The organism is Metabacillus litoralis (assembly GCF_020524045.1).
GTDB lineage: Bacteria > Bacillota > Bacilli > Bacillales > Bacillaceae > Metabacillus > Metabacillus litoralis_C.
On the sequence record NZ_JAIVKL010000007.1, the window covers coordinates 221,480 to 244,769 of the forward strand.

Annotated in this window: 25 protein-coding genes; 10 read left to right on the top strand and 15 right to left on the bottom strand. The window is 32.8% G+C overall.

What is annotated here, in order from left to right; all coding sequences use genetic code 11:
• Positions 1 to 402: 402 nt before the first annotated feature.
• From LC076_RS13115 to LC076_RS13130, 4 genes are all read right to left on the bottom strand, one after another.
• Positions 403 to 681 carry a YkvA family protein gene (locus LC076_RS13115; protein WP_226669547.1) on the bottom strand — a complete coding sequence of 93 codons (279 nt, stop codon included), beginning with the start codon at positions 679 to 681 and terminating at the stop codon, positions 403 to 405.
• A 211-nt stretch (positions 682 to 892) separates the two neighbouring features.
• On the bottom strand, positions 893 to 1,282 hold the full coding sequence (locus LC076_RS13120) for a sporulation protein (protein ID WP_226669548.1): 390 nt from the start codon (positions 1,280 to 1,282) through the stop codon (positions 893 to 895).
• Positions 1,283 to 1,296: 14 nt separating this feature from the next.
• Positions 1,297 to 1,425: an FbpB family small basic protein gene (locus LC076_RS13125; protein WP_226669549.1), complete on the bottom strand. Its 129-nt coding sequence runs from the start codon at positions 1,423 to 1,425 to the stop codon at positions 1,297 to 1,299.
• A 282-nt stretch (positions 1,426 to 1,707) separates the two neighbouring features.
• Positions 1,708 to 2,640, bottom strand: a complete 933-nt coding sequence (locus LC076_RS13130; RefSeq protein ID WP_226669550.1) for a LysM peptidoglycan-binding domain-containing protein — start codon at positions 2,638 to 2,640, stop codon at positions 1,708 to 1,710.
• A gap of 362 nt (positions 2,641 to 3,002) precedes the next feature.
• Between LC076_RS13130 and LC076_RS13135 the strand changes: the two genes are divergently transcribed.
• Entirely contained in the window at positions 3,003 to 3,173 is a 171-nt protein-coding gene (locus LC076_RS13135; RefSeq protein WP_226669551.1) for a hypothetical protein, read from the top strand.
• Positions 3,174 to 3,265: 92 nt separating this feature from the next.
• Here LC076_RS13135 and LC076_RS13140 read toward each other — a convergent pair whose 3' ends face one another.
• Together LC076_RS13140 and LC076_RS13145 are read right to left on the bottom strand one after the other, a co-directional pair.
• Positions 3,266 to 3,865 (bottom strand): response regulator transcription factor, encoded by a 600-nt coding sequence (locus LC076_RS13140; protein WP_226669552.1) that lies wholly within the window; start codon positions 3,863 to 3,865, stop codon positions 3,266 to 3,268.
• 11 nt (positions 3,866 to 3,876) lie between these two features.
• Positions 3,877 to 4,995 (bottom strand): sensor histidine kinase, encoded by a 1,119-nt coding sequence (locus LC076_RS13145; RefSeq protein ID WP_264191533.1) that lies wholly within the window; start codon positions 4,993 to 4,995, stop codon positions 3,877 to 3,879.
• Between the two features lie 673 nt (positions 4,996 to 5,668).
• On the opposite strand from LC076_RS13145, the gene LC076_RS13150 reads away from it, so the two are divergent.
• Complete coding sequence (locus LC076_RS13150; protein WP_226669594.1) at positions 5,669 to 6,361, top strand: TerC family protein; 693 nt, start codon at positions 5,669 to 5,671, stop codon at positions 6,359 to 6,361.
• A 277-nt stretch (positions 6,362 to 6,638) separates the two neighbouring features.
• On the opposite strand, the gene LC076_RS13155 is transcribed toward LC076_RS13150, so the two are convergent.
• Positions 6,639 to 7,781, bottom strand: coding sequence for a glycerate kinase (locus LC076_RS13155; RefSeq protein ID WP_226669553.1), 1,143 nt, complete (start codon positions 7,779 to 7,781; stop codon positions 6,639 to 6,641).
• Between the two features lie 451 nt (positions 7,782 to 8,232).
• Here LC076_RS13155 and LC076_RS13160 point away from each other — a divergent pair, with 451 nt between their 5' ends.
• Positions 8,233 to 8,757 (top strand): hypothetical protein, encoded by a 525-nt coding sequence (locus LC076_RS13160; RefSeq protein WP_226669554.1) that lies wholly within the window; start codon positions 8,233 to 8,235, stop codon positions 8,755 to 8,757.
• Between the two features lie 199 nt (positions 8,758 to 8,956).
• A complete protein-coding gene (locus tag LC076_RS13165; protein ID WP_226669555.1) occupies positions 8,957 to 9,688 on the top strand; it encodes a TIGR02206 family membrane protein in 732 nt (243 codons plus the stop codon).
• A gap of 84 nt (positions 9,689 to 9,772) precedes the next feature.
• Here the strand turns inward: LC076_RS13165 and LC076_RS13170 are convergent, their stop codons facing one another.
• Positions 9,773 to 9,958 carry a hypothetical protein gene (locus LC076_RS13170; RefSeq protein ID WP_226669556.1) on the bottom strand — a complete coding sequence of 62 codons (186 nt, stop codon included), beginning with the start codon at positions 9,956 to 9,958 and terminating at the stop codon, positions 9,773 to 9,775.
• Positions 9,959 to 10,199: 241 nt separating this feature from the next.
• Here LC076_RS13170 and LC076_RS13175 point away from each other — a divergent pair, with 241 nt between their 5' ends.
• The gene (locus LC076_RS13175; RefSeq protein WP_226669557.1) at positions 10,200 to 10,826 is read left to right on the top strand and encodes a metal-dependent hydrolase; all 627 of its coding nucleotides are present in this window, start codon (positions 10,200 to 10,202) and stop codon (positions 10,824 to 10,826) included.
• 78 nt (positions 10,827 to 10,904) lie between these two features.
• Positions 10,905 to 11,759 (top strand): AraC family transcriptional regulator, encoded by an 855-nt coding sequence (locus tag LC076_RS13180; protein WP_226669558.1) that lies wholly within the window; start codon positions 10,905 to 10,907, stop codon positions 11,757 to 11,759.
• A 503-nt stretch (positions 11,760 to 12,262) separates the two neighbouring features.
• On the opposite strand, the gene LC076_RS13185 is transcribed toward LC076_RS13180, so the two are convergent.
• Positions 12,263 to 12,985, bottom strand: coding sequence for a LysM peptidoglycan-binding and 3D domain-containing protein (locus LC076_RS13185; RefSeq protein ID WP_226669559.1), 723 nt, complete (start codon positions 12,983 to 12,985; stop codon positions 12,263 to 12,265).
• Positions 12,986 to 13,322: 337 nt separating this feature from the next.
• Between LC076_RS13185 and htpG the strand changes: the two genes are divergently transcribed.
• Positions 13,323 to 15,203: a molecular chaperone HtpG gene (gene htpG / locus LC076_RS13190; protein WP_226669560.1), complete on the top strand. Its 1,881-nt coding sequence runs from the start codon at positions 13,323 to 13,325 to the stop codon at positions 15,201 to 15,203.
• Between the two features lie 350 nt (positions 15,204 to 15,553).
• Here the strand turns inward: htpG and LC076_RS13195 are convergent, their stop codons facing one another.
• The 3 genes from LC076_RS13195 to LC076_RS13205 form a co-directional block, all read right to left on the bottom strand.
• A complete protein-coding gene (locus tag LC076_RS13195) occupies positions 15,554 to 16,222 on the bottom strand; it encodes a GNAT family N-acetyltransferase (protein ID WP_226669561.1) in 669 nt (222 codons plus the stop codon).
• A 31-nt stretch (positions 16,223 to 16,253) separates the two neighbouring features.
• Positions 16,254 to 17,111 carry a carbon-nitrogen hydrolase family protein gene (locus LC076_RS13200; protein ID WP_226669562.1) on the bottom strand — a complete coding sequence of 286 codons (858 nt, stop codon included), beginning with the start codon at positions 17,109 to 17,111 and terminating at the stop codon, positions 16,254 to 16,256.
• Positions 17,112 to 17,746: 635 nt separating this feature from the next.
• Positions 17,747 to 18,112 (bottom strand): winged helix-turn-helix transcriptional regulator, encoded by a 366-nt coding sequence (locus LC076_RS13205; RefSeq protein ID WP_226669563.1) that lies wholly within the window; start codon positions 18,110 to 18,112, stop codon positions 17,747 to 17,749.
• Between the two features lie 193 nt (positions 18,113 to 18,305).
• Here LC076_RS13205 and hxlA point away from each other — a divergent pair, with 193 nt between their 5' ends.
• Complete coding sequence (hxlA, locus tag LC076_RS13210; protein ID WP_226669564.1) at positions 18,306 to 18,938, top strand: 3-hexulose-6-phosphate synthase; 633 nt, start codon at positions 18,306 to 18,308, stop codon at positions 18,936 to 18,938.
• Positions 18,939 to 18,944: 6 nt separating this feature from the next.
• Positions 18,945 to 19,502 carry a 6-phospho-3-hexuloisomerase gene (gene hxlB / locus LC076_RS13215; RefSeq protein WP_226669565.1) on the top strand — a complete coding sequence of 186 codons (558 nt, stop codon included), beginning with the start codon at positions 18,945 to 18,947 and terminating at the stop codon, positions 19,500 to 19,502.
• Between the two features lie 154 nt (positions 19,503 to 19,656).
• On the opposite strand, the gene LC076_RS13220 is transcribed toward hxlB, so the two are convergent.
• Complete coding sequence (locus LC076_RS13220; protein ID WP_226669595.1) at positions 19,657 to 20,040, bottom strand: DUF2642 domain-containing protein; 384 nt, start codon at positions 20,038 to 20,040, stop codon at positions 19,657 to 19,659.
• 194 nt (positions 20,041 to 20,234) lie between these two features.
• Here LC076_RS13220 and LC076_RS13225 point away from each other — a divergent pair, with 194 nt between their 5' ends.
• On the top strand, positions 20,235 to 20,603 hold the full coding sequence (locus LC076_RS13225) for a hypothetical protein (protein WP_226669566.1): 369 nt from the start codon (positions 20,235 to 20,237) through the stop codon (positions 20,601 to 20,603).
• Positions 20,604 to 20,837: 234 nt separating this feature from the next.
• Here LC076_RS13225 and LC076_RS13230 read toward each other — a convergent pair whose 3' ends face one another.
• The gene (locus LC076_RS13230; RefSeq protein WP_226669567.1) at positions 20,838 to 21,272 is read right to left on the bottom strand and encodes a hypothetical protein; all 435 of its coding nucleotides are present in this window, start codon (positions 21,270 to 21,272) and stop codon (positions 20,838 to 20,840) included.
• Positions 21,273 to 21,729: 457 nt separating this feature from the next.
• Positions 21,730 to 23,286 carry a response regulator transcription factor gene (locus LC076_RS13235; protein ID WP_226669568.1) on the bottom strand — a complete coding sequence of 519 codons (1,557 nt, stop codon included), beginning with the start codon at positions 23,284 to 23,286 and terminating at the stop codon, positions 21,730 to 21,732.
• Positions 23,287 to 23,290: the final 4 nt, after the last annotated feature.

Here is a 23,290-nt window from a genome sequence, read left to right on the forward strand (position 1 = left end):
TGTCTTCAATATTTTTTTGATTTTCCATACTTTTTTTAAAAACAAGTGGAATAAAGCGGAAGACACTCGACTCCTACGGGTGCTGAGGAAAGGCTGAGACCCCACAGGCGCTTGCGCCGAGGAGGCTTAGCTTCCTCACCGTGGAAAGCGAGTGTCTGCAGCGCAATGGAACAAACTAGTTTCATACAGCTTAACTGAATTTCGATTTATTCGTCTTTTCCAATGACTTCTTTAAATATTTCCCAGCCTCTCTTTTTTTATTTTCACTGATGAAATGTTGTTAATAGTAAGTGCAGTGCACATCAAAAACGGTTGAATATAATCCAAGCGTTTTATCGTGAATTCTATTATTTATTTTACTTACTACCTTGCTTTTACAATCATTTATCCAATCACCCAATCTTACTTGTAAAGTCCATGCTTTTCTTTTAGAGAATCTGGAGCCAACTTAATCATTCTTTCTAGAATAAAGGTGGCTATGACAATATCATCGACAATTCCGAGCATTGCTAAGAAGTCAGGAATCAGGTCAAATGGAAAGAACGCGTATGTGCTGATCAATAAGACACCAAGTACTTTTTTATAAGTCTGAACTTCTGATGTGGTAAAGAAATCCTTCAAAAAGGGGATAAACTTCCAAAACTTAAAAATGAACTTTATTCGTTTAAAATACCTAAACATGTAATCACCCCTACTTGTTTTGAATGAATAGCTTACAATAATTGTTCCAATACTTGTTTGAATTCTAGGGGAGGGTCAGATCTAGTGGTAAAGATGGCTACCTTTTCTTTTAGCTTTACACAATTAAGATCTATTTACCTTTATATTCTTGAGATGCTACTTGGAAAAGTAAATACTCATTTGTACGTATCTTCATTTATAATCAATAAAGTTAGACAACTTTGATAATATCTTGATCTCTACTTTCTACACCTTCATTAAAGGTTAGTCTTGTTTTGAAACGATAAGAAACATTATCACAAGATACTGGAATATCCTCGGGAAGTTTAAATGTAAAAGAAACTTTATTATCTTCTTCAGCATTAATTAATTTTGAAGAGAGAATGGTTGTCGTATCTATGACTCTCTCAGTATTTGTAGATTTATCTATTAACACAAGATCACTATCAATTCGTTTTAATCGCTGCTCAATGGTTCCACCTTTAATATAAAAATGCCCGTTTATCAGTTCACCTTTATTATAGTTTTCTTTAGGTAAAATGAGGTCAATGATCGCAGAACCTATACCTAAAAGTGACATGTATTTTCTTAATAACATCATCGATATCCCCCTAATTATTTGTTTTGAGAACTGTATTTTTCATCAATTCGTTTTTCGATTTTTTCTAGTTGTAATTTATCTTTAAGAAGTTCTTCTTTGTTCTTTTTAATTAACTCTACCATTGCCATCTTTTTAGAAAACATTTATTTTCTCCTTTTTTATCGTTCTCCTAAAAGTAAAAGGTTTAATAACAAAGAAAAAACCTTTACCAATGAGGTAAAGGTTTTTTTAAAAAAATAAAGACCTTTACCAAATAGTAAAGGTCTTGCTAACAACTTACGTTGCCAACAAAGCCGAGAGTGATAAACTCTGTATTGACGACTTTGTTGTAAAAGCTACTCCCCTTTAGGAGACCGATTCAATTAATTAAAGTAATCATAAAGTATTTTTCAATAAACGTCAACATTTTTTTAGAAAATATGTTTTTATCTTAGTTTCATTGTTTGAAGAATATCGATCATTTGTGGTGTAATTTCTTCTGTTTCTTCTTTGTTCAAATAGTGAATGGTAAAACGAATAAGAACATGATCTATCTTTTTTACAACAATATTTGTTTGTGTTTTACTATTTGAGCCGTGGAGGAAAAATTCAACATTTTGATAAAATATATGAGATTTATTATTTATAGGATACTCAGTGATTTTATTTCCTTTAAGATATGCTATTGAATTCTCCTTAATGTCGGATATGTTTGTTTGTGAATCTAATATTTCAACTCTTGAAAAATATGAACCTTCTTTCGTGTATTGAAGAATAAATCTTCTAGGTTCTTCTGCGTCAAAAGTAAAGCCTGGTTTTGTTTTTACATAAACATCTAAATTTGATGGATCATAACTTAATGGTTGCTCAACTCGATTTTTATTACTGGATACATTCAGCAATTGGCCAGCCTTAATTGTGTGGGATGTTAAATAGTTAATTGATTGTAATTCTTTAACGGTTAATCCATAATTTCTTGCAATACTGTATAGAGTGTCACCTTTTTTAACAGTTACATTAGTTGGAATAATGAGGTTTTCCCCTGTATAGATTGTATTAGAAGAAATAGTGTTGATATGTTTTAATTGCGAAACAGTACTGTTGTATTTTTTTGCTAAGCTATATAAGGTGTCTCCTTTCTTAATGGTGATTGTAGTGGGAATATTCAAGTAACTGCCAGTATAGATCGTCGAAGAAGCAAGATTATTAAGTTGTTTTAGTTCTGTAACAGTGATATCACTTTCTTTAGCAAGATTGTATAAAGTATCACCTTCTTTGATTTTATATAGAGTCGATGCATCTGCTACATTTGATGCAAAAAGCCCTGTTAAACCTAAAGTAAGAGCAACCGTTTTAATTAATTGATTTTTCCGCTTCATAGTGTACCTCCATTTTGATTGATTAGAGCTAGTTACGGATGGAGAGATCATGATTTAGGTTTTATTGAATTCATTAGATTGTTCCGTATTACTGTATTTGACGTATGAAAAATTAGAGAGGTTTCACAGAGATAAGCCTATTTTTAACTATTTGTCATAACAGGTGAAATATGGAGAAATTTGCAGATTTTTTTTGTGGGAATTTAAAGTGTTTAAATGAGACTTTTTTGTTCTATCGGGTTATAATTTTGAATATAATAATTTTCACGAATGAACTGTGTGAAATAGCTATTACAGTTTGTTTCACGTATATAGCAATAATTAAAAGCCTTATATTTTGGTAGAAGGGTGTGTGTAATAACATGGAAGCTAAAATTAATAACAATATTACAGTTAATTCAACAATCTCTTTAAAAGGTATTGTGAAAGCTATTTTTCAAGATACTGTACATGTACAAATTGGTGGGAAAATTATTACCATGCCAATTACTGATTATAATATTTTAACAGGTGATCAGACAAAGAATGATTAAATGAAAAAATCGCGACGTGTGTAACTACGTTGCGATTTTTACGTTTAGGATTTTATAATTATTCCAAGATACACAATATATGTGACGTCAAATTATTTAAACCAACCTTTTTCTTTTGATTGAGTAATAGCTTCAATTCTATTTTTAACATCTAATTTTTCTAATATCGTGGAAATATAGTTTCGAACAGTTCCTGTTTTAAGACTAAGTTGATCAGCAATTTCCTTCGTATTTAAGCCATCTGCTACTAGTTCTAATACCTCTTTTTCTCGATCTGTTAATGGATTTTCCTCACTGTATACATCATCCATTAATTCTGGAGCATAAATTCTTCTACCGGCAATAATGTCTCGAATAGAGCTTGCTAGCTCGTCGCTAGGGCTATCTTTTAAAAGATAGCCCTTTACACCTGCTTTTAAAGCTCTTTGAAAATAACCAGATCGAGAAAATGTTGTAAGTATTATGACTTTACAATCAAAGTCCTTAAGATTTTCAGCTGCCTCAAGACCAGTCATACCTGGCATTTCGATATCCATTATACAAATATCAGGTTGATGTTGTTTAACGAGAGTTAGTGCTTCTTTGCCGTTACTAGCCTTACCGACTACTTCCATATCATCTTCTAAATTAAGTAAAGACCCTAAGGCACCTAAAAGCATTTGTTGATCTTCCGCAATAACAATCCTAATCATAATAGTCCCTCCTAATCCATCTGTTTTACGACATTAGGTACTTTTATGACTAGCGTTGTACCATTTTCCGTAATGATTTCCAAATTACCATTAACAAATTCAAGGCGCTCTCTCATACCAGAAAGTCCATTTCCTTTGATGAAATCGTCCGTTTCACAACCAATTCCATCATCTTTCACAATCATTTTTATTTCATTTTCTGTTTGCTCTAATGAAATATAACAAGTAGAAGCTTTACTATGTCGAACAACATTTGTGACCGCCTCTTTTAAACACATGCTTAAAATATTTTCACTTAATAAGGGGACATTGGATAATGAAGTTTTCTCGTCCATAACAAAACGGATTTGTCCGGCACTTAGAATTTGTTTCACATGGATTAATTCATCCTTTAATCGAATTCCTCTCATCTGTGAAACAATCTTTCTCACCTCATTCAGAGCGGTTCTAGCAGTTTGCTGGACATCCTTCATCTCATTTTTCGCTTGTTCAGGATCTTTATAAATGATTTTCCTTGCTAAATCACTTTTAAGACCAATCATTGATAGCTTTTGTCCTAATGTATCATGAAGATCACGAGCTATTCGCTGTCTTTCTTCTAATATTACTAATTCAGAGATTCTTTTATTTGCATCCTCAAGCTTTTCTTGAAGTTGATCGCGTTCTTTGCGATTATGAACACTAAACGGTAATAATACGACACTAAGAGAGCTTATTAAAACGAAGGGTAGCTGTTTTAATAGGAGTGCCTCATGTAGTACAATACTAAAATTAATCGCAATCGCTGTTATTACCAAATGGACGATATATAAGGTTAGAAAAGGAACGCGATCCTTTATATTTCCAATATAATAAGCAATATAAAAGGAAAAATAAAAATAGTTAAAAAGATATGTGGATGTAAAGGAAATCCCAATGAGAATGCAGGCTAATACATAAATTCTCCAGCTCTTAGCAATAAAGGCATAGCGAAAAGTAATGAAAAATACAATCGTTAATAAGATTCCGACAATAATTTCCGCTGTAGAAGAGGACTGGAAAATAAAATAAAAAGGTAAAATGCTTAAAAATGCCCATATATAGGGGGATACTCCGCTGCTTTTCTGGAGAATCGTAAATTTCTTCTTCATAATTCAGCCTTCTTTAATGAAATGACATAAGATATTTTTAGTGATATTTTACCATAATTCTCTATTTTTTGCTTGAAATACTGCCAACAATAAAAACTTACCAAAGGAAATTTAATTCCCTCTTATATAATTTTAATACCGTTCCTTAACAAATAGACGTATTTTGAATAATTTCATTTAGTTTGAATTTTTTGTCTAACATTCTCCTATTTCCAAGAGACAAGATTGAACTTAAATATGTTATTTATATGTTCTGTATTATTGACTATGTTAAAGGTTAATGTAGTTTTTTTCTCATTGTTTATTGCAACGTAAATACCAAAGTAAACAATATCTGCAATGGCAATAACAAAACATATACGGTACCTTCCACTAAAAAAAGAGTTGCAATTCTCTTAATCTAGGAATTTATACTTTTTAGAAATAATAGACATATAGTAGATGTTAAAGTATAATGAAGAACATCATTAACAATCCAAAAAACTTCCAACGTAAAGGGGAGTAGCGTCAGGTGTATCCTGAAACAAAGTCGTCATCACATGAACAGTTGTTCATCGGCTTTGTTGGCATATTTTGTGCTTAGCGAGACCTTTGCCTATATGGCAAAGGTCTCTTCTTTTTTGGGTTTTTTTAAATAATTAAAACTATTGTTTTAGGGGGAACACCATTGGAAATGGAATTTCTTAGTGCACTTTTAGCTATTGTTGTCATTGATTTAGTTCTTGCAGGAGATAACGCAATCTTAATTGGACTTGCTGCAAGAAACCTACCAAAGCACCAACAAAAGAAAGTTATTTTATGGGGATCACTTGGGGCTATCATTATTCGTATTATTGCGACTTTAGCAGTCGTGTGGCTTTTAGAAATACCAGGTCTTCATTTAGTAGGTGGTTTACTACTAGTTGTTATTGCTTATAAATTACTTGTTGATGATTCTGATCATGGGGATGTAAAAGCTGGAGACAACTTTTGGGCAGCGATTCGTACAGTAATTATCGCGGATGCTTTAATGGGACTTGATAATGTACTAGCAGTAGCAGGTGCATCACATGGTAATATGACTTTAGTTATCATTGGTTTATTGATATCAGTACCGGTAGTTATGTGGGGAAGTACACTTATTCTTAAGTGGATTGATCGTTACCCAATCATCGTTACTATAGGATCAGCTGTACTTGCATGGACGGCATCTAAGATGATTGTAGGAGAACACTTCTTAAGCGGTCTATTTGGAAACAACTTTGTGAAGTATGGTTTTGAATTATTAGTTGTTGCTGGGGTTATTTTAACTGCAAGATATGTTAAAGCAAAAGCAGTAGCAAATAAAGAGGAAACAGTGCTCTTAAAAACTGGATCTTCTAACTAAGTAAATAATAAAAAAGGATCAAATCATGTTCAATGATTTGATCCTTTTTTGGACTTTCAGAAGTGGATTATAGTAAATGGTAAGGTGAACATATTCTTTTAGTAATCTCATTTAAAGGCTCTTTTCTGAAAGATTGTTGCTAATTGACTTAATTATGCAGTGTAAACATTGTTGTTAAAGCAAAATAGGTACTATCCTATGAAGAAAAGATGCCATTATGCTTTATATAGTGCTGTTTACTTGGAGTTGTTAAAGCAACAAAGTTTACGAAAACAGCCTATTTAAAAAGTCCCAAACTTATAAGTGAAGCAATATTTTTAGCTGTTTTTGTTGTGTAAGTATCTGCTTGTTTTAAAGCCTGCGATAAAGGAATTGCACCTGGAACGATACTAAATAAAGCATCAATTCCATGGTTTTTAACGATTTCACTATCATTTGATATTTCTCCAGCAATCGCAATAACAGGAATGTTGAATTTTTTAGCAGCTCTTGCCACTCCAATTGGTGTTTTTCCATGAATCGTTTGAGAATCAATTCTTCCTTCTCCAGTAATGACAAGTGATGCATTTTTAACATGGTGATCAAAATTGACTTTCTCCAAAACAATATCAACACCTTTTTTAAATTGAGCTAATGATAAAGCAGCCATTGCACCAAACCCAAGGCCACCAGCTGCTCCAGCTCCAGGATTATTCCTCAAGTCTACATGTAAGTATGATTCAATCATTGAAGCGAAATGAGCTAAGTTATTATCGAGTATTTCTATCATTTTAGGTGAAGCACCTTTTTGTGGCCCAAAGACCGATGATGCTCCATTTGGACCTAATAAAGGATGATTAACATCACAAGCTACTTCAATTTTTGTCGTGTGTAATCGTTTATCAATGGTCGTTAGATCTACTGATGACAACTCAATTAAATTTGATCCACCAAACCTAATTTGTTTTCCTTTACTATTTAGTAATTGTCCTCCAAGAGCTTGAATCATACCAGCACCACCATCATTTGTGGCGCTTCCACCAATTCCGAGAATAATGTGCTTTACTCCGTAATCTAAGGCAGCAGATATTAGCTCTCCTGTTCCATAGCTAGTTGTAATGAGTGGATTTCTCTTTTCTTGTGGAACAAGTTGTAATCCAGATGCTGCAGCCATCTCAACTATAGCTGTTTCACCATTTCCCGATAAACCAAAATATGCATGTATAGGTATTCCTAATGGACCGATCACTTGTTTTTCAAGAATTCTTCCTTGTGTTGCATCAACGATTGATTGAACTGTTCCTTCACCACCATCTGCCATTGGGATTTTTACATACTCAGCATCTGGCAATATTTCTTTGAAGCCTGTCTCTATAAAATTAGCAACCTCAATTGCTGTTAAGCTTTCTTTAAACGAATCAGGGGCAATAACGATTTTCATTTTGATACACTCCTATCTAATCTTAAAGGGTGTTTTGTGAACTTTGTATGATATGGTGTAGCATAGTATGATTATAAAGTTTTTCTGGAAAAATTTTTATAAAAAATTGTAACTCTTCTGAATTAGATTCGACTAATCTATGTAAAGCTTATTTTAAAAGGGAATGTTAGTATATTCTGAAAAAATCGTTTATTCTAACAGTTTATTATCCAAATAAATAGAGGTTCTTCTCAACTTAATGTATGGTAACTCCTTTATTTGAAATCACTACATTGACAACTAATAACCTATTAAATTTTCCTGAAATAATAGTTGAAATTACTTAGAGTAAAATCTATAATACTATAGGTGAAGTGACATTTCTATTATTTACAATATATGTTTTAAATTGTAATTAGTAAAATGTCTTCATACATACATATCAGAAAAAAGAATAATGGAGGGTTTTAACATGAAAAAACTTTGGTTTTTATTTTCCGCTTTAGCATTATCATTTGCATTAACAGCATGTTCGGATGATAGCAGTGAGGCAGCTGATGACAAAGCAACTGGTGAAGAAGCGACAAAAGAAACAGAAGATACTGCAAAAGAATCAAAAAGTGCTATGATGCAATTTTACATGACAGTTTCAAAAGCAATCAATGCACAAGATGGAGATTTAAATACATATGAAGCATCTGAAGAAGAACCAACAGCAGAAATGAAAACAAATGCTGAAGCATCAGCAACAGCTGTTGTAGCTGAATTAGAAAAAGTTGAAATTCCTGAACAACTATCTGATCAGAAAGCTGATCTTGAAGCAGCTTTAAGTGATCTTAAGAATTCTTATCAAGCAAAGGCAGATGAACTGAAGAAAGATGCTCCATCATTAGATGCTGCTAATGAAACATTTACAAAAGCTGAAGGTGCTATTAGCAAAGCTTTTGAAGATGTTGGATTAAACGCTTCAAGCCTAGGAACAGAGGTTAATGGATAATTTTTAAAAAAACCAGTCTTAAACTTTAAGACTGGTTTTTTTTACTTCTGTTAGGATTAAGAGTTGTATTTTTAATACATAAGTGGAGAGAGATAGACAAATTAAACAGTATTTTAACAGGATTAAGAATAACAGGACTAGAAATACTATAATGATGTAGAATTAGGAAATAAATAGGGTGTCATTATGGAGGAATTGTATGGAAGGGATATTTTTACCACAAGGAAATAATGAATTTACTTTATTTTCTGTGGAGCATATTCTTACATTATTCATATTTATTTTGTTAGGTGTCAGCATATTCATCTTTCGTCATGTACTCAGAAAAGAGCGTTATAACTTTGTTGTACGTCTATCATTTTTTATAACAATGATCATTTCTGAGTTAAGTCTTCACATTTGGTTGTACTGGTATGATTCATGGACATATCAACATTCGCTTCCATTACATTTAAGCAGTATTACACTGTTGCTTTCAGCAATCATGTTATTAACAAAAAGATATTCTTTATTTGAATTCACTTATTTTGCCGGTATTGGGAGTGCATTACAAGCCATGATTACCCCAGACATAAGTCACTACACATTTCCCCATTACCGTTATGTTCACTTTTTTATCGCTCATGGAATCACGATCCTGGCTAATCTTTTTATGGTCATTGTTAATGGATTTTATCCTAAGTTTATTTCAATCTGGAAAGCTTTTTTATGGTTAAATGCTTATGCGATACTAATCTTTCTTATTAACCTATTGGTTGATGGTAATTATATGTATGTTTCTTATAAACCAATCAACCCAACGATGATTGACTATTTTGGTCCATGGCCATGGTACATCATTCCTTTAGAGTTTGTTGCAATCGGAACCTTTCTGCTTTTATATCTTCCTTTTGTTTTCATTAAATTGAAGCGAAAAAAGTCCTTGTCATAACCCTTTTAAGGGAGACAAGGACTTTTTTTAGGTCACTATAGGCTCGGGAGGTAGAAATAACAATCCCTTCATATCAGATTCTCATCAAGAACGCTGAATTGTACTAGAAGAAAAACCTTTCACTAATTTCTGTAAGTTACGATGACCTTCTCTTAGCTTTATTGTTTCTTCGATTATCTTTTGGAAGCCTTCTAAATCTTTATCAGATGCATTCAAAACTGATTTTGGTATACCTTCTGCAATTTGTTGTAATGTTAAGTCTTCTCTCATTATGAACACCCTTCCTATCGTATCATTCCTCTACCTATAGTTTTTTAGAAAGAGGGGGCAATATCCTGCTAATTTACAGATAATATTTATCTACATTTATCGGCATTTTCTTAAAAATATATAAGAAATTCACCACCATCATATAAAATTTGACGTAAACTGCTAGAACCTATCAATTTTCTGCTTTTTATCATGTATACTAAAAATCTGAAAAGATATAAATATAGAAATAGGTGAAAAAATGAAAGGAACAACACATGCTATTTTAGGTGGCACAGGAGGCTTAATTGTTAGTCAAACAATTGCAGCAGATCCATCTATATCACTTTTATTAATAGGAATCGGTTGTGTAGCAGGTCTTGTGCCAGATATGGATATTGATGGTAAATTAAGTAACAAAATAACGTTTTCTCATAGAATTGTTAAGACAATTGTCCAGCTTATCGGAGGTTTTCTTGCCTTTCAAGGCCTGTTTCATGACGATAAAGGTGGACAACTCATTAGTATAGTTATTGGAGTATGTTTAATCTTGTTATCAACCTTCATTAGACAAAGGCATATGCTTACTTTTACTGGAATAGGAGTTTTTCTAGCAGGGGTTTCATTAAATGAAGTGTGGTTAATTCTGCTTGGGATATACATAGTGATAGCATCTTTTGTATCACATCGAACGTATACTCATTCAATTCTTGGAACTATATATTTTGCCTTTGTGGCCTATTATTTGGACGCAACGTATCAAATAGAGGGAATTTTTCTTACCTGTCTTGTTGGATATAGTAGTCATATAATAGCTGATATGAAGTTTTTACCTTCTAATAAAAGAGGAGTTAAGCTATTCTTACCGTTCTCGAAAAAGGAATTTTAAATCTGTCACACCTGTGCAGAAAATGACAGGGATTTCTTTTCCTAGATTGATATTGTTATATACGAGAGGAAGGTGCTTATGGAAGGATTACAAAGGATGAATGATTCTCTTCACTATATTGAAGGGAATTTAGATTCAACACTTCAAATTGAGGAAATTGCAAAAATAGCTTGTATGTCAAAATTTCACTTTCAACGAATGTTTCAAATGGTTACAGGTTTTACAGTAGCAGAATATATTCGGAAGAGAAAATTGACACTAGCAGCTCAAGAACTGATTCATGCTAATGTCCGTGTAATAGATGTTGCTTTAAAATACGGCTATGAAAGCCCAGAATCATTTTCAAAAGCATTTCGAAAGGCGCATGGAATCAGCCCTATTGAAGTGAGAAAAACAGGAAGTAATATAAAAGCCTTTCCTAAGCTTTCCTTTCAAATTCAATTAAAAGGAGAACAAGAAATGAATTATAAAATTGTTCATAAAGACGAATTCATCGTTAGTGGAAAAGGTACTAAAGTAACTATGGGAGAGAATAACAAAGAAATACCTTTGTTTTGGAATACGATAAATAGAAGTGGATTGACTAAAACATTAGCGACTCACGCTGATGAAATGGGATTAATGGGTATTTGTTTAAATCATAACCTTGAACAAGAAGAAATGACATATTTTATTGGTGTGGAGAAGATAAGTGAAAAGGTCATCCAAGAGTGTGAGGAAAGAACGATACCAGCTTCTACATGGGCAGTATTTGAAGTAGTCGGCCCGATGCCACATTCTATTCAAAATGTATGGAAAAGAATCTTTTCTGAGTGGTTTCCCTCAACAGGGTACGAACATGGCAATGGACCTGAAATAGAAGTATATCCAGATGGTGATGCATTTGCTGAAGATTATCGATCAGAAGTCTGGGTACCTATCATGAAGAAATAAAATCTTAAACTTTAGATAAGGTATTTTATTAAATGGTTACTGTATTCAGCATAGTTTGGTTTGAAGTTCTTATAAGTGTAAGAATGGTAGAGAAAATGTGTTCTTAGTAGAGATGATACAAAAAGACGAACAAATCTAAATTCAGTTAAGTTGAAAAAACAAGTTCGTTCCATTGCGCTGCAGACATAAGATTCGCCGGGGAGGAAGCTAAGCCTCCTCGTAAGCTGCGCGCCTGTGGGGTCTCAGCCTTTCCTCTGCACCCGCAGGAGTCAAATGTCTTCCGCTCCATTCCACTAGTTCTTAAAAATAGTATACAAAATCAAAAAATCTATTGATGACAGCAAATAAAAACCCGAACTATTAGGCGAATGTTTAATTGACATATCACCTAATAATTCGGGTTTATCATTTGCTTAAATACTTATGTCCCAGACTCTTTGAGTATTGTTATTCTTAAAATGTCTTTTGCTTATCTATCTTGGATAATAATTTACATTCGCTTCTTAATTCAATACTTTTATCTTCACTTGTTTTCTTCCCCAATTTAACGCATCAGATCTTGAAGGGATGAATAAATCGATTTTATTTCCTTTGATAGCTCCGCCAGTATCGCCAGCGATTGCTTCACCATAGCCCTCTACAAAAACTTTTGAGCCCAGTGGGATAACAGTTGGATCAACAGCAATAACTTTCATAGTTGGGTTTTTATGTAGGTTTATACCCGTTGCAGTTGTTCCAGAGCAGCCTTTACAGTTAGCTGTGTAAGCTGTTGCAGTGACTGTTAATTCTTTAGTGTTAACTTTTTTGGAAGTTGCTTCTTTCTTTACTTGTTTATCTTTGATTTGTGTATTTGAAGGTTCAATAACACCTTGATTTTCGATAGAATGAACGATTAATTCATCACCAGGCTGAATGATCGTTGATTTTAGTTCATTCCATTTTTCTAGCTCATCTATAGTTACTTTATATTTGTTAGCAATATCCCAAAGTGATTCACCAGCATTTACTTCATGAGTATGGTGTAGAATTAATTTATCATTTGGGCGAATGATATCACCTGATAAATTATTCCATTCAATTAAAGAATCAACAGTTACATTTTCTTCTTCGGCAATATTCCAAAGAGTATCTCCTTCTTTTACCTCAACTTCATTTGCTGAAGCATTAGATGAGAAACCTACACTAAATGCTGCTGCAGCGACAAAAACTAAAATGTTTCTTTTCATAAAAATGACCTCCTTGTTAGCTGGTTGCTAATCAATGCACCAATCTTAACACGAAAAGTCAACTTTAAAAGAACAAGCAGTTAACAGTTTGTTTACGTTATTACGATCATGTAATAGAAACATTACAATCCGTACCATATATTTGAAGTTTAATGATATAATGGTGTTTCTTACATAAAAAGGAATAAAGATAGAAGAACTTATTCAAAGTTATTGACAGTTACTTTTGTATATGATATTAAAAATATAGTGTTAGCACTTGATAGAGTTGAGTGCTAAAATTATAGTATACCTATTTTTAAAAAAGCAGTTTTATTACTGAAAGGAGATAATAATCATGGCAAAGCAACAATTTAAAGCAGAATCAAAAAGACTATTAGAAATGATGATTAACTCTATCTATTCTCAAAGAGAAGTATTTTTAAGAGAGCTCATCTCAAATGCAAGTGATGCAATTGATAAGATTTATTACAAAGCATTAACAGATGAATCATTAACTTTTGATCAAGAAAACTATTACATAAAAGTAACTCCTAATAAGGAAAACAGAACATTAACAATTACAGACACTGGAATTGGTATGACAAAAGAAGAGCTAGAGAATAATCTTGGAGTAATTGCTAAGAGTGGTTCTTTAGCTTTTAAAACAGAAAATGAACTGAAAGATGGACATGATATTATTGGTCAATTTGGAGTAGGTTTTTATGCAGCATTTATGGTAGCTGATGTTGTTACTGTTATAAGTAGAGCATTAGGCAGTGATGAAGCATATAAGTGGCAATCAGAGGGAGCAGAAGGCTACACAATTGAACCGCATGAAAAGGATACTGTTGGCACAGAAATTATTTTACAAATTAAAGAAAATGCTGAAGAAGAAAATTATGATGAATTTTTAGAAGAATACTCACTAAAAACAATCATCAAAAAGTACTCTGATTTTATTCGCTATCCAATTAAGATGGATGTTTCTGGACAAAGACCTAAAGAAGATAGTGAAGATGAGCTAGAATCATATGTAGAGGAACAAACGATTAACAGTATGGTTCCAATTTGGCGTAAAAATAAAAGTGAATTAACAGATGAAGATTATGAAAAGTTTTATCAAGAAAAACATTATGGATTTGATAAGCCATTAAAGCATATTCATATTAGCGTAGATGGAACGATAAGATATCAATCGATTTTATATATCCCAGAAAATATGCCATTTGATTATTACTCAAAAGAATATGAAAAAGGTCTAGAGCTTTACTCAAATGGTGTGTTAATCATGAATAAATCTGCAGATCTTCTTCCTGACTATTTTAGCTTTGTCAAAGGAATGGTAGACTCTGAGGATTTATCATTAAACATTTCTCGTGAAATGCTACAGCATGATCGCCAGTTAAAATTAATTGCAAAAAATATTAATAAGAAAATTAAAAATGAGCTACAAAGCTTACTGAAAAATGATCGTGAAAAATACGAAACATTCTATAAAGCCTTTGGTAGACAGTTGAAATATGGAGTTTATAGTGATTTTGGTAGCAATAAAGAAGTGTTACAAGATTTACTATTATTCCACTCATCTAAAGAAAACAAACTTGTATCATTAGATGAGTATGTTTCAAGAATGCCTGAAGATCAAAAATATATTTATTATGCTTCTGGTGAGTCAATTGATCGAATTGAAAAATTACCACAAACAGAGTTAGTATCTGAAAAAGGCTATGAAATTTTATACTTTACTGAAGATATTGATGAATTTGCGATCAAAATGCTTATGAATTATAAAGAGAAGGAATTTAAGTCTGTTTCAAGTGGTGATCTTGGCATAGAATCAGATGAGAATGAAGCTCAAACAGAAACAGAGAAAGCTGAGAATAAAGATCTTTTTGACTTTATGAAAAATGTTCTTTCTAGCAAAGTTAAGGACGTAAGAATTTCAAAACGTTTAAAATCGCATCCTGTATGTTTAACAACTGAAGGTGATGTGACAATTGAAATGGAGAAGATATTGAGTGCAATGCCAGATAATCAAAATGTGAAGGCAGATAAGGTACTTGAAATCAATAGTAACCATGAAGTATTCCAGTCTTTGAAAAATGCATTTGAAAGTGATAAAGACAAAGTGACTCTTTATACAAATCTTTTATATAACCAAGCTCTGTTAATTGAAGGATTACCAATTCAAGATCCTGTTGAGTTTACTAATGATATGTGTAAAGTGATGGTTTAAAAATATAATCAATCAAAGAGGCTGAGACATATTCATTCAAAACCTAAATTCAGTTAAGTTGAAAGAAACAAGTTCGTTCCATTGCGCTGCAGACATTTGCTTTCCGCGGGGAGGAAGCTAAGCCTCCTCGGCGCAAGCGCCTGTGGGGTCTCAGCCTTTCCTCTGCACCCGCAGGAGTCAAATGTCTTCCGCTCCATTACACTAGTTCTTAAAAATAGTATGCAAAATCAACAAACATTGAAGACTGCAAATAAAAACCCGAACTATTAGGCGAATGTTTAATTGACATATCACCTAATAATTCGGGTTTTTCATTAGCTTAAAAATTTATGTCGCATCCTTTTTTTAATTTAAAATGCAACGAGCTGAAGTTTATCATTACCTGCCAAATCATTAATCATCTTAATCCAAGACTGTGGTTTGTTTGGCAAAACTGTGTAATATCGTTCTAAAAATTTCTTAACTAATTCTGCTTTAATTTCTGTTTTTCCGTTCATAGGTAAAAAGCATAGATCTAAACCTGTTACCTCTTCACCATCATTATTCCAAGAAGGGTGAACATATGTGAAATCAATGCGCTTGTAGCCTAGGTGAGAAAGCACCTCACGACGAACAAAGGGATCCATTGGTTTAACCCCACCAAATTTATGACTTTCTACTTTATATGGATCATAAATTTCTGCAAACATTCCAGAGAGTTCTGTACCATTTTTTTTAGATAATTCGTTTAGATCTTGTTGTCTTTTATTAGCTAGAAATGAACCAATTCCCATCCCAGCTTGGCCAATGATCGTAAAGTCTGTCATGGCAACGTTAAAATCTTCGTAATAGCGATATTCTGTCGCTCCAACAACTTTCCCATCTTTTACTGACACAAAAACGCGAATGTCTGGATCCTCTAGAGGCTCTTTCCATAAATCAAACTCTAGAACTTCCTCAGGAGGAAATATATCTTGCATTAATTGGTGCATTTGAGTAAATAGTGGATCTTTAATGTTGGTTATTCTAGTATAGTTCATTTTTAAAATCTCCTTTTTGTATTGAGCTTCTTTAAGACCAATCAGGATATAAATCTGTACGTCTATCACGCCATGTTGTAACAGAGCCATTTTGACGGACTTTATAAAGAGGTTCTAAATCAAGATCAGCAGTAACAACCATATCTTGATTTATTTCTCCTTCAACAAGTATTCCACGCGGAGGAAATGGAATATCATTTGGTGTAATAATAGCAGCCTGTCCAAAATTAGAACGCATAAAATCAACAGTTTGAAGAGATCCAACTGTACTTGAAGATACTACGTATAGTTGATTTTCTATTGCTCGTGCATGACTCGTATAACGGACACGATAATAGCCATGGCGATCATCAGTACATGTTGGACAGAAAATAATATCGGCCCCTTTTGCTTTTGCAATACGCACGATTTCCGGAAATTCAATATCGTAGCAAGTTAACATAGCTACTGTTCCCTTTTCTGTTTCAAAAACTTGAAGATTTTCCCCTGGAGTCATATTCCATTCGTCAATTTCGGTAGGAGTTAAATGTAATTTAGCTTGTTCCACTACACGACCATCAGGATAAAACATATGAGCCACATTATATAGCTTTCCATGTTTTTCAATAACATGTGTACCACCAATAATATGCATCTTTGTTTTCATAGCCAAATGAGTAAACAAAGAACGATATTGCTCAGTAAAGTTAGGAAGATCCTGTATAGATAAAGCTTTACCTTCCGAGTCACCGATAGACATTAATTGTGTTGTAAAAAATTCTGGAAATAAAACAAATTCAGCATTAAATTCTTCAGCCGTTTTTATATAATGTTCCACTTGATCTGCAAATTCATCAAAGGATTGGATGGTATGGAGGTGATATTGTATAGCAGAAACTCTTAGTTTCATCCAAAAAACCTTCTTTCTTATGTAAGTTTAGTGAATCTAATTTAAGGAAAAGAAATTTAATGCTCCTTTTCTCAATAATGACATTATTGGTTAGTATGAGAGATTTAACAAGTAGATACTTTTAAGTTACTAGGTGTGTAAAAGTATACTGTAATCTTTGAAAAGTATGATTTTATAAACTTTTTATTTACTATTCAATTATATTGAGCTTTAATAATGCCATAATTTCTAAAAATAACAGAGGTTGGGACATAATTAAAGATGTCATACAAAAAGACGAATAAATCTAAATTCAGTTAAGTTGAAAGAATCAAGTTCGTTCCATTGCGCTTCAGACATTTGCTTTCCGCGGGGAGGAAGCTAAGCCTCCTCGGCGCAAGCGCCTGTGGGGTCTCAGCCTTTCCTCTGCACCCGCAGGAGTCAAATGTCTTCCACTCCATTTCACTAGTTTTAAAAATAGTATGCAAAATCAAAAAATCTATTGAAGACAACAAATAAAAACCCGAAATAAATATTAGGCGAATAATCAATTGAAATATCTCCTAATATTTCGGGTTTATCATTAGCTTAAATACTTGTGTCCCGCCTCTGAAAAATAAATCTTATTGAAAAGCATCTAGAATTACCAAGTATATTTATTGATTAGATGATTTATTTTCATCTATATTTGGTATAACATTTTCCATATAATTTTTTCCCCATTCATACATTGAATCGAGAATAGGCATCAAGCTTTCTCCTTCTACTGTTAAAGAATATTCCACTTTTGGAGGTACAACAGGATATACCTTTCTTTTGACAATAGAATCTTCTTCTAATTCTCGCAATTGGTTAACGAGCATTCTTTGTGTGATACCAGGGATAAGTGATTTTAACTCACTAAAACGTTTTGTACCTTCTTTCCCTAAGTGCCATAGTATGATCATTTTCCATTTTCCACCAATCACTGAAAGAGTCAGCTCTTTTTCACAATTAAATGTTTTCTCGTCAAAACGTGACATATTTAAAACCTCACTTTCTATGTTCTACACTTTCACTTAGTATACTTTTAGACACTATGTAATAAAAAAGTGCGTACTTTTTATAAATGATTATACAAAGTATACTACACATAACACATGATTTGGGTATGTTTGTGTTGTGATTCAAATATTTGCTTTGAATATTTGGACTCTAAAAAAGGAGGGACTATCGATGGAATTACAGTTAGCGCTAGACTTAGTAAATATTCCAGAAGCAATTGAGTTAGTTAAAGAGGTTGAAGAGCATATTGATATAGTTGAAATAGGAACACCAGTTGTCATAAATGAAGGACTTCGAGCTGTAAAAGAAGTGAAGGAAGCATTTCCTCATTTAAAAGTATTAGCAGATCTTAAAATAATGGATGCAGCGGGATATGAAGTAATGAAAGCTTCTGAAGCAGGTGCAGATATTGTAACAATCCTAGGAGCAGCAGAAGATATGTCTATTAAAGGTGCGGTAGAAGAGGCACGCAAGCAAGGTAAAAAAGTTCTTGTTGATATGATTGCTGTGAAGGACTTAGCAGGCCGAGCGAAAGAGTTAGATGCATTAGGAGTGGATTATATTTGTGTTCACACGGGGTATGATCTTCAAGCTGTTGGTAAAAACTCATTCGAAGACTTACAAACAATTAAAAGTGTTGTCACAAATGCAAAAACGGCTATCGCAGGTGGCATTAAATTAGAGACTTTAGCAGAGGTTATCAAGGTCCAACCAGATCTTGTTATTGTAGGTGGAGGAATTACCGGTCAAGATGATAAAAAATCAGCAGCTGCTAAGATGCAACAAATGGTAAAGCAAGGTTAATGTAATATGAAAACTACTCAATTATTAGCTGAAATTCTCAAAGAGTTGGAGAATAGCTGCCAATTAATTTCTGATGACGAAGCGGAAAAATTAGTAGAAGCAATTCTTGAATCCAAGAAGGTATTTGTAGCTGGAGCAGGTCGTTCTGGTTTCATGGGAAAGTCGTTTGCGATGCGTATGATGCATATGGGTATTGATGCTTATGTAATTGGTGAAACTGTGACACCTAACTTTGAAAAAGGTGATATTCTTATCATTGGTTCAGGCTCTGGGGAAACAAAGAGCTTAGTTACGATTGCTGAAAAAGCTAAGAACATATCTGGTAAAATTGCAGCAATAACGATATTCCCAGATTCTACAATAGGTCAGTTAGCAGATTTTACGATTAAATCACCTGGAGCACCAAAAGATAAGAAAGAAAATGATGATAAAACGATTCAGCCGATGGGATCATTATTTGAACAAACACTTTTACTCCTATATGATGCAATGATCTTAAGAATCATGGAAAAAAGAGGTCTTAATTCAACGACAATGTATGGAAAACACGCGAATCTTGAGTAATGTATGCGAATAGATAGAAAAAAGAATTTCAGAAACTTACATATCTGGAATGAAATAGTTTAATTAATTGAATAGTAATAGTCAATTAGTTTCACATTATATAAGTACAAAAGGGTTCGGAATAAAATCATTCCGAACCCTTTTTATGTGTTGTTTAAGTATATGAGGCTTTGGGACCTTCGAACCAAATAATCTGTGACAATCGAATATGTAAAGAACGATCCTCTGTATTTAGTTGGACATGATCAACAGCAACTCCAGCTACTTCACCTTCCACTCTTCCGACAGTTGTGACAAGTGCAATTTTTTGTCCTTGGTGTCTACTTAGGTGTTGAACGAAAACTGGATCTAGATTAGTCGAATAATTAGTAGGTTGAGGAATACCAGCGAATGAATAAATAAGAGAATGAGTTGCAGGTTGGTTATTTACGACGCCCGGCTGTTCTACTGGGTTTTGGATATATGGGACTTTTTTTTGGTGATTAATATTAAACACTCCTTTGTAAGCATATTTGTCCGTAATAAATATGCAATGCACACTCAAACTATGTCGACCATCGTTGTTAAAATTAATAGGTCAGTTTATGATAAAGCTTAAACAAAGATGAAGACATTTCTTATTGTAAAGTCAAAAACACCCATAAAGATTTTTATTTATCTCTAAATAGGATTGATAAAACTATTTTTTAACCGATATATAAAGAAGAATACTTTTTTAAAAGGAGCCTCAAGATGAGCATCATTGAATTGATCGTGAACATAAATAAAAAAGTTGATGAACTTGATTTAGTAACTGCAAGAAAATTAATAGAAGAGAATATTGAACCACTAAAAGAACACCGTTCAAAATTAAAGAAAAACGCAAGAGAGCTATTTGAATTTATTACTCAAGCGATGGATTCTGGTTATAAGTCTCCAACAAAGCAAGAACTATTTATTATAAGTGCGATTAATTCGCAAGCAACAAAATTTGACTTAAGAGGACTCAAGCAAACTTTAAAAGGTAACGAACATCTTTTATTAAACAAGGTTGCAAGAGAATTCCTAAATTCTGATGCAAAAGTTTTATTAGAAGGCATGGGTGCGATTAGTAAGGAGTAAAAGAGAAAAAATAAGAAGATCTAAATTTAAGTGGTTCCATATTGTGGAGAAAATCTAAAATAACAGGCTTAATAGATAACGCGAAACGCACTATATTTAGCATTATAAATAACAGTACAAATAGCAATAAAAACGCTTGGGTATTTTTATTACCCAAGCGTTCTATTTTCTATTTCCTTGTTGAACTAAAGCACCCGTTTGTTAAATATGAACATTTATAACTGCAAACATAAGCTATTTGCTTGTTAATATTAACTTTCGTGTTTTAGCATCATATATTTTATAACTAACTCCAAACTTATGGTCTTTTGTAACTGTCACCTTACAATAATAAGGAATTGACTTTCCATAAGCATCAAGTGCAGGAATATCTCTGAAACTAAACACTTCATCCGTATTAAGCATTTTAAAGTCCGCTTCAGAAGTACGACCTGATGAATCTATTTCGATAACACATTTCCCACTGACGACATCATATTCCTTTAGCACAACATATTTAAGGCTTGGGAGAGTAATTACTAAACATAAAACACCAAGTGATAAGGCTACAAGGATTTTACCTACATTTAATACTGTGTAATCTTTACCTCTATACATGGAAATAAATCTAAATACTGCCACTATTACTAACAAAATTCCAATAATTAGTATCGCATAATACATTAACATTTTTTTCACTTCCTTTAACAATTAAATGGAAGATTAAATTACCCCTTCTTCCACTAAACTGCACGGTAGTTGAACAAAAAAAATTTGAAAACTTATATCAATATTTCAACATAATATTACAATTACCTGCTTGGTTTATAAGAATCAACATTGCAACAACACACCATTTAGCATAGTAAATATCGCCTTGACAACAGTTATGGTCAATATGTTATTTCGGTCGCGAATTTGTATGCTAATTCAATTAATATTCAGTAGTTGGCGACACATAAGGAAAAAGGAAGACCAGATCATATACGATTTGGTCTGATAATTAGTATGCTATTCCGTATGTTTCTCTACCGAAACGGAACTACTTAATCTAAATTTGATCTTCTTTTTATTTTGACAAGATGAATCCTTTTATTGGAATACTGGACTTATCTGGTTAAGTAACTTCTGAGACAAGAGAATGGTTCTAGACGGAAATGTTACTACTGCTTTGATTTTTAAATTGTCGAGTTGTCATTCCAGTTACTTTTTTAAACGTTCGGCAAAAGTAGTGTGAATCCGAATATCCAACTAGATTTGCAATCTCATATGTTTTACTATTCGTCGTTTTTAATAGCTCTTTTGCACAATTAATACGTGTGGTTGTTAAATATTCGATTAATGTATGACCTGTTTCTTGACTAAATAAATGACTTAAATAAGAAGCATTTACATTTACCTCTTCTGCTGCATGTTGAAGGGAAAGCTGTTGATTATGATAGTTTTCATGAATATATTCCTTTACCTTCTGAATGATTGAGCCGTTTTTGCCTATTACACTCTCTCTAGAGGCTAAAGTTATTTCTAACATATCTTCCATATAGGTAAGAACATCTTGGTATTTTCTAATCCAACTTGCTTTCATTTCTAATGTATTGATTTTTTGCATAACTTCTAGTTTAGCCATTTCAAATTCTTTTAAATAATGTGTAATGGTAATTGTGAAATCCATTAAAAAATAATAAGTGATAAATGGAGAGCGATTATTTGCGTCTTCAAGGTATGCAGAATAAGAACGTGCAAATTGATTAATATCACACAGTTGTCCTGTTTTGAGAAAGTGAATTAAGTCTTTTCGCTTAAATTGGTATAATGCTTTTTTTGATTCAATGTCTCGATCTGTTTCTTTTGAATTATATTTATGAATAATACTTGAGTAGTTTTTCTCTTCATCAGCTTCTGCAAATGATAAAGCGATTCCTCGAATACGACTCTCAACGCCACCAATTCCGAAAATGAGAGAGTTTTCCAAATGATCTTCTTCATAAGAAATTAAGCGTTTCCTAATTAATTCAGATTCCTGTTCAAGTAACTCCTTTGTTTCTCCCATCATAATAAAAATAGATTCTTTTAGTTTTCTACTAAATCGAACACAATTGAATTCATTTTCAATCCAGTCCATCGAATAGGATTCAGATGTTGCTTCAACAATCACTATATAGTAATAGCTTGAGATCATACTAAGGTTCAAGTTAGATGCCTTTTTAATTGCTTCTGAGGAAGTGTATGTTCCTTCACAAAGATCATATAAGTATTTATCTCTTGATTCAGATTTATTCTGTAATGCTTGACTCTCTAAATCATAAAGTCTTTTGTTCTTTATTTCCTCGAGGTTAATTTGTGAAACAACTCTAGATAAAATTTCTTGTAAATCTTGAGAGCTAACAGGTTTTAAGCAATATTCAGTAATTTGAATTCGCATAGCTTCTCTTGCATAATCAAATTCATCATGGCCACTAAGGATAATAATTTTTATTGAAGGAAATCTACTTCTGAGAATACGACTAAGCTCAAGTCCATCCATAAACGGCATTTTAATATCAGTAATAACAATATCAGGTTGATGTTTTTCAATTAATGGAAGAGCTACTTCACCATCTGAAGCACTTCCGCAAAAAAATAAGCCATTATTCTCCCAATCTAGACTATTCTTTATGCCTTCTCGAATATTCACTTCATCATCTACTAAAAAAACTTTTTTCATTTTT

Bases quoted from the DNA above. Each gene is read 5' to 3' on its own strand.
- LC076_RS13140 (WP_226669552.1), bottom strand. From the start codon at position 3,865: ATGATTAGGATTGTTATTGCGGAAGATCAACAAATGCTTTTAGGTGCC.
- LC076_RS13130 (WP_226669550.1), bottom strand. From the start codon at position 2,640: ATGAAGCGGAAAAATCAATTAATTAAAACGGTTGCTCTTACTTTAGGT.
- hxlA (WP_226669564.1), top strand. From the start codon at position 18,306: ATGGAATTACAGTTAGCGCTAGACTTAGTAAATATTCCAGAAGCAATT.
- htpG (WP_226669560.1), top strand. From the start codon at position 13,323: ATGGCAAAGCAACAATTTAAAGCAGAATCAAAAAGACTATTAGAAATG.
- LC076_RS13115 (WP_226669547.1), bottom strand. From the start codon at position 681: ATGTTTAGGTATTTTAAACGAATAAAGTTCATTTTTAAGTTTTGGAAG.
- hxlB (WP_226669565.1), top strand. From the start codon at position 18,945: ATGAAAACTACTCAATTATTAGCTGAAATTCTCAAAGAGTTGGAGAAT.
- LC076_RS13235 (WP_226669568.1), bottom strand. From the start codon at position 23,286: ATGAAAAAAGTTTTTTTAGTAGATGATGAAGTGAATATTCGAGAAGGC.
- LC076_RS13150 (WP_226669594.1), top strand. From the start codon at position 5,669: ATGGAATTTCTTAGTGCACTTTTAGCTATTGTTGTCATTGATTTAGTT.
- LC076_RS13180 (WP_226669558.1), top strand. From the start codon at position 10,905: ATGGAAGGATTACAAAGGATGAATGATTCTCTTCACTATATTGAAGGG.
- LC076_RS13230 (WP_226669567.1), bottom strand. From the start codon at position 21,272: ATGTTAATGTATTATGCGATACTAATTATTGGAATTTTGTTAGTAATA.
- LC076_RS13175 (WP_226669557.1), top strand. From the start codon at position 10,200: ATGAAAGGAACAACACATGCTATTTTAGGTGGCACAGGAGGCTTAATT.
- LC076_RS13120 (WP_226669548.1), bottom strand. From the start codon at position 1,282: ATGATGTTATTAAGAAAATACATGTCACTTTTAGGTATAGGTTCTGCG.
- LC076_RS13165 (WP_226669555.1), top strand. From the start codon at position 8,957: ATGGAAGGGATATTTTTACCACAAGGAAATAATGAATTTACTTTATTT.
- LC076_RS13185 (WP_226669559.1), bottom strand. From the start codon at position 12,985: ATGAAAAGAAACATTTTAGTTTTTGTCGCTGCAGCAGCATTTAGTGTA.
- LC076_RS13145 (WP_264191533.1), bottom strand. From the start codon at position 4,995: ATGAAGAAGAAATTTACGATTCTCCAGAAAAGCAGCGGAGTATCCCCC.
- LC076_RS13200 (WP_226669562.1), bottom strand. From the start codon at position 17,111: ATGAAACTAAGAGTTTCTGCTATACAATATCACCTCCATACCATCCAA.
- LC076_RS13225 (WP_226669566.1), top strand. From the start codon at position 20,235: ATGAGCATCATTGAATTGATCGTGAACATAAATAAAAAAGTTGATGAA.
- LC076_RS13125 (WP_226669549.1), bottom strand. From the start codon at position 1,425: ATGTTTTCTAAAAAGATGGCAATGGTAGAGTTAATTAAAAAGAACAAA.
- LC076_RS13160 (WP_226669554.1), top strand. From the start codon at position 8,233: ATGAAAAAACTTTGGTTTTTATTTTCCGCTTTAGCATTATCATTTGCA.
- LC076_RS13170 (WP_226669556.1), bottom strand. From the start codon at position 9,958: ATGAGAGAAGACTTAACATTACAACAAATTGCAGAAGGTATACCAAAA.
- LC076_RS13135 (WP_226669551.1), top strand. From the start codon at position 3,003: ATGGAAGCTAAAATTAATAACAATATTACAGTTAATTCAACAATCTCT.
- LC076_RS13155 (WP_226669553.1), bottom strand. From the start codon at position 7,781: ATGAAAATCGTTATTGCCCCTGATTCGTTTAAAGAAAGCTTAACAGCA.
- LC076_RS13205 (WP_226669563.1), bottom strand. From the start codon at position 18,112: ATGTCACGTTTTGACGAGAAAACATTTAATTGTGAAAAAGAGCTGACT.
- LC076_RS13195 (WP_226669561.1), bottom strand. From the start codon at position 16,222: ATGAACTATACTAGAATAACCAACATTAAAGATCCACTATTTACTCAA.